This window comes from Chryseobacterium sp. MYb264, from assembly GCF_035974275.1.
Classification (GTDB): Bacteria; Bacteroidota; Bacteroidia; order Flavobacteriales; family Weeksellaceae; genus Chryseobacterium.
Map to the genome: position 1 here is coordinate 4,815,506 of NZ_CP142422.1, position 13,522 is coordinate 4,829,027.

General features: G+C 35.8%; 13 protein-coding genes. All 13 read left to right on the forward strand.

The annotated features are described in order from the left end of the window. Positions 1 to 48: 48 nt before the first annotated feature. The 13 genes from VUJ46_RS21150 to VUJ46_RS21210 all read left to right on the forward strand — a co-directional run bounded on the left by VUJ46_RS21150 (position 49) and on the right by VUJ46_RS21210 (position 13,522). Entirely contained in the window at positions 49 to 939 is an 891-nt protein-coding gene (locus VUJ46_RS21150; protein WP_326982639.1) for an SDR family oxidoreductase, read from the forward strand. Positions 940 to 992: 53 nt separating this feature from the next. Further along, positions 993 to 1,733: an SDR family oxidoreductase gene (locus tag VUJ46_RS21155; RefSeq protein WP_326982640.1), complete on the forward strand. Its 741-nt coding sequence runs from the start codon at positions 993 to 995 to the stop codon at positions 1,731 to 1,733. A 129-nt stretch (positions 1,734 to 1,862) separates the two neighbouring features. Next, positions 1,863 to 3,113 carry a CinA family nicotinamide mononucleotide deamidase-related protein gene (locus VUJ46_RS21160; RefSeq protein WP_326982641.1) on the forward strand — a complete coding sequence of 417 codons (1,251 nt, stop codon included), beginning with the start codon at positions 1,863 to 1,865 and terminating at the stop codon, positions 3,111 to 3,113. A 114-nt stretch (positions 3,114 to 3,227) separates the two neighbouring features. Beyond that, entirely contained in the window at positions 3,228 to 5,282 is a 2,055-nt protein-coding gene (locus VUJ46_RS21165) for a M13 family metallopeptidase (RefSeq protein WP_326982642.1), read from the forward strand. Positions 5,283 to 5,531: 249 nt separating this feature from the next. Continuing rightward, positions 5,532 to 6,245 (forward strand): 3-ketoacyl-ACP reductase, encoded by a 714-nt coding sequence (locus VUJ46_RS21170; protein ID WP_326982643.1) that lies wholly within the window; start codon positions 5,532 to 5,534, stop codon positions 6,243 to 6,245. Positions 6,246 to 6,580: 335 nt separating this feature from the next. Further along, positions 6,581 to 7,930, forward strand: coding sequence for an alpha-amylase family glycosyl hydrolase (locus VUJ46_RS21175; RefSeq protein WP_326982644.1), 1,350 nt, complete (start codon positions 6,581 to 6,583; stop codon positions 7,928 to 7,930). A 288-nt stretch (positions 7,931 to 8,218) separates the two neighbouring features. Further along, a complete protein-coding gene (locus VUJ46_RS21180) occupies positions 8,219 to 8,659 on the forward strand; it encodes a hypothetical protein (protein WP_326982645.1) in 441 nt (146 codons plus the stop codon). A 10-nt stretch (positions 8,660 to 8,669) separates the two neighbouring features. Further along, positions 8,670 to 9,320 (forward strand): hypothetical protein, encoded by a 651-nt coding sequence (locus tag VUJ46_RS21185; protein WP_326982646.1) that lies wholly within the window; start codon positions 8,670 to 8,672, stop codon positions 9,318 to 9,320. A 125-nt stretch (positions 9,321 to 9,445) separates the two neighbouring features. Continuing rightward, positions 9,446 to 10,195, forward strand: a complete 750-nt coding sequence (locus VUJ46_RS21190; RefSeq protein WP_326982647.1) for an SDR family NAD(P)-dependent oxidoreductase — start codon at positions 9,446 to 9,448, stop codon at positions 10,193 to 10,195. A 143-nt stretch (positions 10,196 to 10,338) separates the two neighbouring features. Then, positions 10,339 to 11,133, forward strand: coding sequence for a thymidylate synthase (locus VUJ46_RS21195; RefSeq protein WP_326982648.1), 795 nt, complete (start codon positions 10,339 to 10,341; stop codon positions 11,131 to 11,133). A 56-nt stretch (positions 11,134 to 11,189) separates the two neighbouring features. After that, a complete protein-coding gene (locus VUJ46_RS21200) occupies positions 11,190 to 11,432 on the forward strand; it encodes a hypothetical protein (protein WP_326982649.1) in 243 nt (80 codons plus the stop codon). Continuing rightward, entirely contained in the window at positions 11,432 to 11,671 is a 240-nt protein-coding gene (locus VUJ46_RS21205; protein ID WP_326982650.1) for a hypothetical protein, read from the forward strand. The genes VUJ46_RS21200 and VUJ46_RS21205 overlap by 1 nt, the downstream gene beginning before the upstream one ends. Positions 11,672 to 12,202: 531 nt before the next feature. Beyond that, on the forward strand, positions 12,203 to 13,522 hold the full coding sequence (locus VUJ46_RS21210) for a serine hydrolase domain-containing protein (protein WP_326982651.1): 1,320 nt from the start codon (positions 12,203 to 12,205) through the stop codon (positions 13,520 to 13,522).

A 13,522-nucleotide genomic window follows, 5' to 3' on the forward strand; every position in this document is an offset into this window, starting at 1 on the left:
GATGTCATCACATATACCTTTGTACCATCATCTTAAAGATAAAAACAAATGAAAAAAACAATTTTAATTACCGGAAGCAGCAGCGGATTTGGAAAAGTAATAGCTAAAACACTGGCTTCAGCAGGACATAAGATTTTTGCAACGATGAGAGGAGTGGAAGGGAAAAATAAAGAAGTTGCATCTGAGCTTGAAGTTTGGGCAGCGACAAATAAGGCAGATTTAGAAGTGGTTGAAATGGATATTCTTGACGATCATTCTGTAAACAATGCCGTTAAATATGCGCTTTTTACTGCAGGAAAATTAGATGTGGTAATCAACAACGCGGGAATGCTTGTTTTTGGGATCACAGAAGCTTTTACGCCGGAACAGGTGATGAATGTTTTCAATACGAATGTAGTGGGAGCGATGAGAGTGAATCGCGCGGTTCTTCCACATTTCAGAGAAAATCATGACGGGCTTATCGTTTATATCGGAAGTGTGACTTCCAGCATTATCAGTCCGTTTCAAGGGCCTTATGTGGCGAGTAAATCGGCGGAAGATAAGATTGCAGAAACTACTCATTATGAAGTGAGCAGATACGGAATCGATAGTGTAATTATTCAGCCGGGCGCGTATACTTCAGGAACGAATCACTTCCCGGGCGCTCAGAAACCAGCAGATGAAGAAACCGTGAAGGCATATTCTTTAATTGAAGAATTACCGGGACAATTGGTTAATAATCTTCAAAGAATCGTGGAAGAAGGAGATGAAGCGAATGTTCAGGATGTTGCTGATGCTGTTTTAAAAACGATAGATACACCAAAAGGACAAAGAGAATTCAGGGTGGTTATAGATCCGCAGCACCACGGTGCAGAACCGATCAATGAAGTGGTGGATAAAATGCAGTACGATTTTATGGAAAGAATAGGGATTTCTGAATTAATGAAAGTTAAAATGTAATCAAATTTTATTTAAACCAATAAAAATCAATTTAAATCTTAAATATCACAAATATGAAACGACTAGAAAACAAAGTAGCAATCATTACAGGATCATCAAGAGGAATCGGAAAAGAAGTGGCCAAATTATTTGCCGGAGAAGGGGCAAAAGTGATCATTAATTATGTCGGAAATAAGGCAGAAGCCGATCAGACGGTGAGTGAGATCAATGCAAGCGGAAACACGGCATTTGCCATTCAGGCGGATATCAGTAAAGTTGAAGACTGTACCAAATTATTTAACGAAACCACAAAACAATTCGGAAAAGTAGATATTTTGGTGAATAATGCAGGAATCAACATTTATAAATTACTGAAAGACGTTACGGAAGAAGATTTCGACAGATTATTCAATATCAATGTAAAAGGTACTTTTTTCATGATGAAAGAAGCGGCTACAAAATTAGAAGATAACGGACGAATTATCAATTTTTCAACAACAATTAAAAGATTAATGGTTCCTACTTATTCAACCTACACGGCGACTAAAGCAGCTGTTGAACAGTTAACCAGAGTATTTGCCAAAGAAATCGGATCCAGAGGAATTACTGTAAATTCTGTATCTCCAGGACCGACAGACACTCCGTTGTTCCGTCAGGGAAAAACAGAGGAAGATATCAAAAAATTTGAATCTATGGCAGGATTGGGAAGACTCGGAACGCCCGAAGATATTGCGAAAGTAGTTTTACTCTTAGCTTCGGATGAAGCTTCCTGGATTTCAGGTGAAAATGTTGGAGCCAACGGTGGAGTTGCCTAAATATAAACGAAAAATAAAAGCAGATTTTATAAGAATCTGCTTTTTTATGATACATAATATAAATCAAATTTGTTTGCCCGTCATGCAGAATTTTCCGTCATTTGTAAAAAACATTTTTTCGAAAATTATATGGAAAATGCTGTTCTGATCACTATTGGTGACGAAATTCTGTCCGGAAATACAATTGATACCAATTCTAACTTCATTGCTACCGAACTTAAAAATATAGGAATAAAAGTTTCACAGATCTTTACGATTTCTGATGAAATTGAAAGCATTAAAAATACTATTCAATCTGCTTTTGAAATTGGAGATTTAATTATCACAACAGGTGGTTTAGGTCCCACAAGAGACGATAAAACCAAGAAAGCCATTGCCGAATTTTTTAATGATGAAATTGCTTTGGATGAGGTTACTTTTAATCATCTTAAAAATTATATGGAAAAACGCGGTCGTCTGGAAATTCTGGAAAGAAACCGCGAACAGGCTTTCGTACCTACAAAATCTACTGTTTTTCAGAATCATTTCGGGACAGCACCTTGTATGATGATGGAGCAGGACGGAAAGTTATTGTTTAGTCTTCCCGGTGTGCCTTATGAGGTGAAACCATTGATAAAAGACCAGATTGTTCCTTATTTGCAGGAAAAATTTAGCCTGAATTATATTTCCACAAGAATTGTTTCTGTGGTTGGAATTCCTGAAAGTATTCTGGCAGATACCATTGAAGATTGGGAACTGGCGTTGCCTGAAAACATGGCTTTATCTTACCTTCCGGTGGGAACCCGTGTAAAGTTGAGAATCACGGCAAGTGGTGAGAATGAAGCGTTTTTGCAGCAACAGTTGGAAGAAGAAATTCAAAAATTGTTGCCTTTAATTAAAGAGAACGTAATTGCGACTTCGGAAGATAAGATCGAAAAAATTCTTGGTGAATTGTTAAATGAAAGAAAACTGACGATCTCAACGGCGGAAAGCTGTACAGGAGGAGAACTGGCAAGATTGATTACCTCCAATTCCGGAAGCTCAAAATATTTTCTTGGCGGAATTATTCCTTATGCCACAGAAAAGAAAATTCAGATTTTGGGTGTTAAAAAAGAAACCGTTGATAAGTTTACGGTGGTAAGCGAACAGGTGGCTGCTGAAATGGCGGAAGGCTGTCAGAAATTGTTTGATACAAACATTTCTTTATCAACCACGGGTGTTGCCGGTCCCGGAAAAGGGGAGGATGGAAAAGATATCGGGACGGTTTTTTATGCGATTAAAGTGAATGATAAAGTGGTGACTTCAAAATTATATATGCCGCATCTCGATCGTGGGGATTTTATGAATTTTGTTTCGCAGAAAATTATTCAGGATGTGGTAGGGATTTTAATTTCTGAGTGAAATTTTGAATCATAAATTAAAGTAAATCAGTTATTCGTGGTGATTTTTAAAAAAAGAAAATTTCCCGTAACAAATTGTAGAAAAAGTAGACATATTGTAAAAATTGTTATTATAATGAAAAAATTAACGCTTTCCTTATTTTTGTTGGCAGGAGTTTGCTCACAAAATGTGAATGCTCAGGCAACTGCTGCAAAAACGGCGGTAGCTGGAACGGATAAAGGTCTTGACCTTAGTTTGATGGACAAATCTGTACGTCCTCAAGATGATTTTTATAACTATGTAAGTGGTACTTGGATGAAGACTGCTAAAATCCCTTCCGATAAACCGACTTGGGGAAGTTTCAATAAATTGGCTGATGATACAGACAATAATTCCATGACGATCCTGAACTCTCTTTTGAAGGATAAATTTGCGGATGGCACGGAAGGTAAAAAAATCCAGGATCTCTATGCGACTTATATGGACATGCAGAAGAGAAATGCTGACGGAATTAAGCCTATTCAGGCGAATATCAACAAAATCGATGCGATTAAAACGGTTGCTGATCTTCAGAATTATTTAACTTCTGTAACAAAAGAAGGTGAAAATAATTTCTACGGATGGGGTGTTGATGCCGATTTGAAAGACTCTAAAATGAATGCGGTTTATTTAGGAGATGCATCGCTTGGTTTAGGAAGAGATTATTACCAGAAAGTAAACGAAAAAAATACAGAAGCTATCGCAGAATATACCAAGTATGTAGCTTCTATGTTGAAAGAATTAGGATATAAAAATGCTGACGCCGCTGCAAAAGGTATTGTAGATTATGAAAAAAGCATTGCTAAAACGTATTTAACAAACGAGCAAAGCCGTGACAACACGCTTCAGTACAATCCTAAAACGATGGCTGAGCTTAAGACATTGGTAAAAGGTGTTGATATTCCTGCTTATCTTAAAGCTGTAGGCGTAAATACAGATAAAGTAATCATCGGTGAATTAGGGTATTACAAAAACCTGGATACATTCATCAATGCTAAAAATCTTCCTGTAATTAAGGATTATCTTAAATTCCACATGATCCACGGAAGTGCTTCTTACCTAAGCGAAAAATTAGGTGATATGAAGTTTGCTTTCTATGGTAAATATTTAAGAGGTCAGCAGGAGCAGAGAGCACTTAACAAAAGAGGGTATGAGCTTATCAACGGTACTTTGGGAGAAGCTTTCGGAAAATTATATGTTGAAAAATATTTCCCTGCGGAAGCGAAAGCTCAGATGGTTGAATTAATTGATTATTTGAAGAAAAGTTTCGCTGTCCACATCAACAACTTAGCGTGGATGTCTGCAACCACAAAGGTGAAAGCAACGGAAAAATTAAACAAATTCACTGTAAAAGTTGCGTATCCGGATAAATGGAAAGATTATTCTAAATTAAACATCGTCTCTGAAGCGAAAGGAGGAAATCTGTATTCAAATATTCAGAACATTGGGGAATGGCAGTACAATAAAGATTTAGCAAAAATCGGAAAACCGGTGGATAAATCTGAATGGGGAATGACCCCACAAACGGTAAATGCTTACTATAACCCGGTAAACAACGAAATCGTATTCCCTGCGGCCATTCTTCAGCCGCCATTCTTCAACCCACAGGCGGATGCCGCTGTGAACTTTGGAGGAATTGGTGCGGTTATCGGTCACGAAATGAGCCACGGATTTGATGATTCTGGTGCTCAGTTTGACGCAGACGGAAACTTGGTAGACTGGTGGACACCGGAAGATAAAGCGAACTTTGAGAAGGCAACAAAAGCTCTTGCTGCTCAGTACGATAAATATGAGCCTGTAAAAGGAACTTTCGTAAACGGTACTTTCACAAACGGTGAAAACATTGCTGACCTTGGTGGGGTAAACATCGCTTACGATGCCCTTCAAATGTATTTGAAAGATAAAGGAAACCCTGGAACAATCAGCGGATTTACACAGGATCAGCGATTTTTCTTAAGCTGGGCAACGGTTTGGAGAACATTATCTAGCGAAAAATATATGGTAAACCAAGTGAAAACAGATCCGCACTCTCCTGGATATTTCAGAAGTTTCGGACCGATTATCAATGTTGATGCCTTCTACAAAGCATTCGACGTGAAACAAGGAGATAAATTATACAAAGCGCCTGCAGACAGGATTAAAATCTGGTAATTAATACCTAAATACACAGAAACCGTTCAGAAATGAACGGTTTTTTTGTTTTGTAATTTTTTTTTTGGAGTAATAATGAGTGGATCAACGATAAACAGGAAGAGCGGTTAAATGTATTCAATGTCCCTTTTCCCAGCTCTTAAGCTGACTTTTTTCTCCGAATTCATATAAAATAGGACATCCAATCAGGGTAGCCTTTCCATTTATCTTTCGTAAATTTGCCGAACACATATAAAAAATACGATCAACATGAATATAAACGGAAAAAACGCCATCATTACCGGTGGCGGAAGAGGGCTTGGTAAAGCGGTAGCTTTGGTATTGGCTAATGAAGGGGTTAATGTAGGGATTACGGGAAGAAATGAAGAAAACCTTAAAATGACGGTTGATGAGATCCAGAAACTGGGGGTAAAGGCTGCTTATGCCGTTTTTTCTGTAGATAACGAGATTCAGGTAACGGCTGGTATCAACGCATTGGCAGAGACTTTAGGTGGGATAGATATTTTAATCAATAACGCAGGAATCGGTGATTTCGGTTCCATCGAAGATATGCCTTCTGAAACTTGGGAGCAGGTAATTAAAACAAATCTTTTCGGGGTGTATTATGCAGCTAAAGCAGTTCATCCTTTCATGAAAGAAAAAGGCGAAGGGGATATTGTAAACGTAGCTTCTACAGCAGGTTTGAAAGGCGGACCGAATATGTCAGCGTATGCGGCTTCAAAAGCAGCAGTTGTTTCTTTATCTCAGTCGATGATGGCGGAATGGAGAAAACAAAATATCAGAGTAATTACGTTAACGCCGAGTACAATTGCTTCGGATATGTCTATTCAGGGAGGTTTAACAGATGGAAATCCTGATAAAGTTCTTCAACCGGAAGATTTTGCAGAATGGGTAAGAGATATTCTGAAAATGAACAGAAGAGCATTAATTGCGAATGGTTCTATTTTTTCAACGAATCCATAATCTGCCCAATCTTTCCATTTTAATACATCAGCGGACTTCGGTTCGCTTTTATTTTTTTTGAATCCTTCATTCCATTTAGAGTTCTAAACCTTGAAGGTTTGTGTGAGATTAAATGATGATGAATTTTGCTGAGTTCTCAAATTATGATGCTAAAATCTTTGAAATACTGGGGAAATAAAAATCAAACTTCTGTTTTAATTTTTAAGAGATCTACACTTTTTAGCAAATCCCCACGTTTTGTGCTCGATCCACTTTTTTTATTTTAAAATATAAATTCATTCCCAAGCGGGCACCTTCTTTCAGCCACATTTCCTATTTTTGTTGAAAATGAATTAATGAAAAAATTAATTTTATTAGCGGTAATTGGTCTGGGAATTGTTTCCTGTACCACACAAAACACAAAAAAAAATATGACGGATTTGCCAAAAGACTGGAAACACAATACCAATATTTACGAAGTCAACGTAAGACAATATACACAGGAAGGAACTTTCAAGGCATTTGAAAAAGAAATGCCAAGACTGAAATCAATGGGCGTGAAAACCCTTTGGTTTATGCCAATCACTCCGATTGCTCAGGAAAATAAAAAAGGCAGCATGGGAAGTCCTTATGCAGCATCAGATTATACATCCATCAACCCCGAATTTGGAACTTTAGATGACTTTAAGCACATGGTGAACGAAGCTCACAGATTGGGATTTAAAGTAATCATCGATTGGGTGGCAAACCATACGGGTTGGGATCATGTCTGGACAAAAACTCATCCCGAATTTTATTTAAAAGATGCCGATGGAAGTTTCCATAAAGCTTCAGGAATGGATGATATTATCGAACTGGATTACAAAAATCAGGAAATGCGTCTAGCTATGATTGATGCTATGAAATATTGGGTAAAAGAAACCAATATCGATGGTTTCCGTTGCGATTTGGCTTCTTGGGTTGAGGTCGATTTCTGGGAACAGGCTCGCCCGGAAGTTGAAAAGGTAAAGCCACTTTTCTGGTTAGGCGAATTTGATGAAATCGAAAGCCCAGAATACGGAAAAGTTTTCGATGCAAGTTATTCATGGAAATGGATGCACAAATCTGCAGATTATTATAAAAAGAATGAACCGCTTCAAGGATTAAAAGACTTATTGGTACAGTATTCTAATATTGGCGATGGCTCCATGAGAGCTTGGTTTACTTCCAACCACGACGAAAATTCATGGAACGGAACGGAATATGAAAAGTATGGCGTGACCACGAAACCAATGGCTGTTTTTTCAGCGACGTGGAATGGAGTTCCGTTATTATATTCAGGTCAGGAATTACCAAACATGAAACGTCTGGAATTTTTTGAAAAAGATGTCATTAAATGGACCAACACGTATCAAAATGCAGATTTTTACAGAACTTTACTAAACTTAAAAGCTTCCAACCCTGCATTGAGAGGTGGTGATAAAAATGTTGGAACACATTTGCTAAATACTTCGGCAAACGATAAAATTTTGGCTTACCTGAGAAAGAATGGGAAAGATGAAGTTTTGGTTGTTTTAAATATGTCAAAAGAGGCCGTGAATTTCAATATTGAAGATCAGAATGTATCCGGAACTTTTAGAAATGTATTTGAAAAGGTAAACAGAAACTTTGATAACGGTAAAAATTTCAGTTTCAAACCTGGAGATTATGCTGTTTTTGAAAAATAGCTCATTACAGGAAATTTTTTATCTTTAGAGGCTGTTTACATTTTATTGCCAAAAATTTTTATAGCTATTTTGAGATGGATTTTTTGCTTCGTGTTTGCAGATTTAGCGGGCTAAATCAAAAATAGGAAGTGAAAAATACGCTCAAAAGAGCATCAAAATTGAGCAAAGATCAACTTCATTAAGGATAATAAATAAAACGGTAAAATTTTAAACAGGCTCTTAAAATAAAAATATCAATACTAAAGCGGGCTTTTGTCCGCTTTTAGATTTACAATAGGTTAGTCTATCATGAATAAAGAAGAATTACTAAACACTATAAAACTAAAGATTTCAGAGAAAATTCAGAATTTCGAAAATCTCATCGCTGAAACAAGAGCGTCGAATAATGATACTAAAAGCTCAATGGGTGATAAATATGAAACCGGTCGTGAGATGCTTCAGCAGGAAATCAATAATCTTCAGAGGCAATTGAATGAAACGCTAAATCAACAAAGTATTGTTCAGAAAATAAGTTCAGAACCGTGCGATAAGGTTCAGACAGGTGCTTTGGTGAAAACAGATAAAGGTTTATTCTACATTTCGATATCAATGGGGGAAATTATATTAGACAAGCATAAAATTATGACTGTTTCTATTGAATCTCCACTTGTTAAAGCAATGTTTGGCAAGAAAATGGGAGATACCTTTACCATTAATACGATTCATCAGAAGGTGGAGTGTATTTGGTAAAATGACGACCATGAAAATTAAAAATTTACTTCTATTTGCTTTTTTACTATTTAATTTTTTCGTGAATGCTCAGATTAAAGCTACGATTTCAGGGATGAGCTACACGATCGAAACGGTGGATATAACTGTGGATAATTTAACAATTATTCTAAATGGTGACGGCGAAATTCAGAGATTTTATCCGGATATTTCTAATGGAACGACAGATTATTATGATACTTCTATTTTCAATGCATACAGAGCCGGAAAAATAAAAAATATCGGCGGATTATCCGTTGATTATTGGGATTCTATGAGCAAGGATGATCCGAAATACGGAAAAATTAAAAGCATTGGAAATGTGAAAATAGACTATTGGGATTCTGTTAATTTTGATCAGGAGAAAACAGGAAAAGTAAAATCTATCGGAAATTTAACTGTTGATTATTATCCAAAAGATATCATTGATAACAGTCGATTTGGTAAGTTAAAATCAATTGGAAATATTTCAATACAATATGGTCTGAAGGATATTATTGATGACAGTACATTTCAAAAGCTGATAAAATTTGGTCCGGTGAGCCTGGATTACTGGAATGATAAAATTTTTGATAAAGAAAAATTCGGTAAGTTGAAATCTATTAACGGAAATTCTAAAGAACTAAATGTCGTTGTGCTTTAATTTTTTTAACTTTTTATATCTTAAAAATTAAGAAAACTTTATTGCTTTGTAACGAAACAATGGTAGTTTAAATTCGTAGATTAGAGGTAAATATTTAATAATAAATTTTATAAAATTTTATCAATATGGGAATTTTAGAGAATAAAGTGGCTATTGTTACCGGAGGAGGTTCCGGAATTGGCTTAGCCGTTGCTTTCAGCTATGCGAAAGAAGGAGCAAAAGTAGTGGTATCAGACATCAATGAAGAACATGGAAACCAGGCTGTGGAACAGATTAAAGCGAATGGGGGCGAAGCTTCTTTCATAAAGGCAGATACCTCAAACCCAACCGAAGTGGAAGCTTTGGTAAAAGAAACCGCAAAAATCTATGGTAAACTAGATATTATCTGTAATAATGCAGGAATTGGTGGCGAAGCAGCCCTTACCGGAGATTACAGTCTTGAAAGCTGGAGAAGAGTTTTAAACATTAACCTCGATGGAGTATTCTACGGATGTAAATATGCCATCGAACAAATGGAGCAGAACGGAGGAGGAGTAATTGTAAACATGGCTTCCATCCACGGAACGGTTGCCGCTCCGATGTCTTCCGCCTATACTGCTGCAAAACACGCGGTGGTAGGACTTTCAAAAAATATCGGAGCAGAATATGGGCAAAAAGGTATTCGTTGTAATGCCGTAGGACCCGGTTATATAGATACTCCTTTATTAGAAAGCACAAGTGGAGACGTAAAGGATGCACTGATTGCAAAACATCCGATCGGCAGATTAGGGAAATCTGAAGAAGTGGCAGAATTGGTATTATTTTTAAGTTCTGAAAAATCTTCTTTCATCACAGGAGGTTATTATCTTGTTGACGGAGGTTACACCGCAGTTTAACCATCTTTTGTTTTGAAATAAAAAGAAAATTACAATAAATTTCTGAAAGCATTCATCTTGATGAGTGCTTTTTTTTATACCTTATGATAACTAAAAATCATTAAGATTTTTCTAACTTTGAGCCATAAAAATCACTTTTCAACATGCAGAATTACTTAGACCTTTTACAGCATATTTTAGATAACGGAACAGACAAAACAGATAGAACGGGAACAGGAACAAGAAGTGTTTTCGGGTATCAGCTGAGATATGATCTTTCGAAAGGTTTTCCGTTGGTGACGACTAAAAAAGTGCATTTGAAATCTATTATTTACGAATTGCTTTGGTTCCTGAAAGGAGATACAAACATTAAATATTTAAAAGACAACGGAGTTTCGATCTGGGATGAATGGGCAGATGAAAACGGAGATTTAGGACCGGTATATGGCGCTCAGTGGAGAAGTTGGAATGGTGCAGATGGGAAAATCGTAGATCAGATTACCGATGTGATCGATCAGATCAAAAAAAATCCGGATTCCCGAAGACTGATCGTTTCTGCATGGAATGTCGCTGAAATTCCTAATATGGCGTTAGCACCTTGTCATGCCCTGTTTCAGTTTTATGTGGCAGATGGAAAATTATCGCTTCAACTCTATCAGAGAAGTGCGGATGTTTTCTTAGGCGTTCCGTTTAATATTGCGAGTTACGCGTTATTATTGATGATGGTAGCTCAGGTTTGCGATCTTGAAGTAGGCGATTATGTACACAGTTTTGGTGATGTTCATATTTACAACAACCATTTTGAACAGGTAAACAGACAACTTTCAAGAGAAACCCGACCGCTTCCTACAATGAAGCTGAATCCGGAAGTTAAGGATATTTTCGATTTTAACTTTGAAGATTTTAAGCTGGAAAATTATGATCCGCATCCGGGAATTAAAGCGCCTGTTGCCATTTAACTTCTATAAGTATTTACTCAAATATTTCATTAACTTTGATTTAAAATTCAAATCGTATGGAAATTAAAATCAGTTTAGACGAATATGCAGATATTGCTTTTATAAAGAAACTTTTATCACAAATAAAAGGGATCAATCATATTGAGATTTCTGAAAATGAAAAAACATATTCCTGGGAAGAGATTGAAAATTCAGACGTGTTTAAAAAGATAATTGAACAGAGTGAAAATGACTTTAAAGAAGGTAGATATTTTGAGCATTCTAAAGAATTAATTGATTCGATATTTCAAAGGAAGTAATGAAAATAATCTACTCAGAAACAGCACTGGAAACGTTGAATGAGATTATTGATTTTTTGGAATACAAATGGACCTCTAAGGAAATTGATAATTTAAAAAATGATATTTTTAAGTTTGAACAAACTATTGATGAAAATTTAATTACACATCAGTACTACCTGAAAGGGTCTGAAATAAGGTTTATGCTAATTGCAAAAAAACAGGTAAAGATTTTTTATAAAAAAAACAAACGATCATAAAGTACAAGTTATTGCATTTTGGCATTCTAAAGGTAGTACTCAAAATTTAAGAAAACTTTTAAAGCCATAATATTACGTCAAACGCACGAAAATAGTAAATGCAAAGATTTTACCAATTGTGTATTTTATTTTAAGATAGCCAAGAAAAGCGGTAAATCCACTTATAAAGCTGTACGGCTAGAGCGATCGCTTCATCAAATCAACTTTGTTGATTCTTCTTTGCTCACTTAAAGTATTCAAATCATTTGAATAAAAACTTTGCGTTAAACTCAATGAGTTTTTGAAATAATATTAACACATTTTTAAAACTCATCATTTTGATTCTAAGTCGAATAGAAGAACCTACTTAATTTTTGACTAAAGTAACTCCTTAACTGAAATGGAGTTTAGTCCATTTCTATTGAAAATGACAACTACTATAAATTATTATTTCATGCGTTTGCCCTGATAATATATTAAGTGTGAAGTTTGTAGACTTCACTTTTTTTGTAACTTTTCCTCTTATTTTTCAACCTATTGCTAAAATAAATTATGATCAAAAAAATTTCGATAGTAGCGGCATTGGTGGTTTCTTCTATTGCTTTTTCGCAAAATACAGCCAGAGAAAAATTAGGGAATTATCTGGACTCTTTAATGGTACACCACAAGGTAATGGGGAGTTTTGCTTTTGCTGATAAAGATCAACCTACCTTTCTGAAAGTCACAGGATTTTCAGATGTTGACAATCAGCAGAAAGCCAATATGAATACACAATATCGGGTGGGTTCTATCTCAAAAACATTTACTGCTGTGTTGGTTATGAAAGCGGTTGAAGATAAAAAACTGAGTTTAAACACCAAATTATCTCAATTTTTTCCGGAAATAGAAAATGCTGATAAAATTTCAATTGAACAGTTATTACAGCATAGAAGTGGGATTCACAATCTTACCGATGAAAAAGAGTATAGCGCTTATTTTGAAAAGCCACAAACGACACAAGAGCTTGTCCGCATTATCAAAAGCTATAAAAATGATTTCGAACCGGGCACAAAATTCGAGTACAGCAATTCCAATTATATCCTTCTTGGATTTATTGTAGAAAAAATTTATAAAAAAAGCTATGCAGACCTTATTCAGGATAAGATCGCAAGACCTTTGGAATTGACCCGTACAGAAGTTGGAGGTAAAATTGATCCCGCGAAAAATCAAGCTTTTTCCTATAATTATGAGAATGAAAAGTACATGAAATCAACAGAAACGGATATGAGTATCCCTATAGGAGCCGGAAATATTATTTCTACACCTACGGAACTGTTGAAATTCATCATAGGGCTTCAAAATGGAAAGCTGATTACCCAAAAAAGTCTGAAAGAAATGAAAAATTATGTGGATAATTATGGTTTTGGAGTGACAAAAGTTCCTTTCGGAGCGAGTTGGGGATTTGGGCATAATGGAGGAATTGATCAGTTCAGGTCGGTTTTGTATTATTTTCCGGATCTTCATGTAGCAATAAGTTTTATCACCAATCAGTCGAATTATAACAATAATGATATTTCTATCAAAATGATACAGGCAGCTCTTGGACAGAATTTTGAAATACCGGAGTTTAAAGACGTTGCCGTATCAACGGACATTCTGAAAAAGTACGAAGGAAACTATGTAACGAAAGACTTTCCTTTAGCCATTAAAATATTTTTAGAAAACGGAGCACTAAAAGCGCAGGCGATGGGGCAGGGCGCTTTTTCTTTAGAAGCAGTTTCTGAAAACGAATTTAAATTTGATATGGCGGGAATAAAGATTAAATTTAATCCCGAAAAAAATACGCTGGATTTTGCTCAGGGCAAAAATCAGTTTACCTTTAAAAAAGAATAA

Bases quoted from the DNA above. Each gene is read 5' to 3' on its own strand.
- VUJ46_RS21150 (WP_326982639.1), top strand. From the start codon at position 49: ATGAAAAAAACAATTTTAATTACCGGAAGCAGCAGCGGATTTGGAAAA.
- VUJ46_RS21155 (WP_326982640.1), top strand. From the start codon at position 993: ATGAAACGACTAGAAAACAAAGTAGCAATCATTACAGGATCATCAAGA.
- VUJ46_RS21160 (WP_326982641.1), top strand. From the start codon at position 1,863: ATGGAAAATGCTGTTCTGATCACTATTGGTGACGAAATTCTGTCCGGA.
- VUJ46_RS21165 (WP_326982642.1), top strand. From the start codon at position 3,228: ATGAAAAAATTAACGCTTTCCTTATTTTTGTTGGCAGGAGTTTGCTCA.
- VUJ46_RS21170 (WP_326982643.1), top strand. From the start codon at position 5,532: ATGAATATAAACGGAAAAAACGCCATCATTACCGGTGGCGGAAGAGGG.
- VUJ46_RS21175 (WP_326982644.1), top strand. From the start codon at position 6,581: ATGAAAAAATTAATTTTATTAGCGGTAATTGGTCTGGGAATTGTTTCC.
- VUJ46_RS21180 (WP_326982645.1), top strand. From the start codon at position 8,219: ATGAATAAAGAAGAATTACTAAACACTATAAAACTAAAGATTTCAGAG.
- VUJ46_RS21185 (WP_326982646.1), top strand. From the start codon at position 8,670: ATGAAAATTAAAAATTTACTTCTATTTGCTTTTTTACTATTTAATTTT.
- VUJ46_RS21190 (WP_326982647.1), top strand. From the start codon at position 9,446: ATGGGAATTTTAGAGAATAAAGTGGCTATTGTTACCGGAGGAGGTTCC.
- VUJ46_RS21195 (WP_326982648.1), top strand. From the start codon at position 10,339: ATGCAGAATTACTTAGACCTTTTACAGCATATTTTAGATAACGGAACA.
- VUJ46_RS21200 (WP_326982649.1), top strand. From the start codon at position 11,190: ATGGAAATTAAAATCAGTTTAGACGAATATGCAGATATTGCTTTTATA.
- VUJ46_RS21205 (WP_326982650.1), top strand. From the start codon at position 11,432: ATGAAAATAATCTACTCAGAAACAGCACTGGAAACGTTGAATGAGATT.
- VUJ46_RS21210 (WP_326982651.1), top strand. From the start codon at position 12,203: ATGATCAAAAAAATTTCGATAGTAGCGGCATTGGTGGTTTCTTCTATT.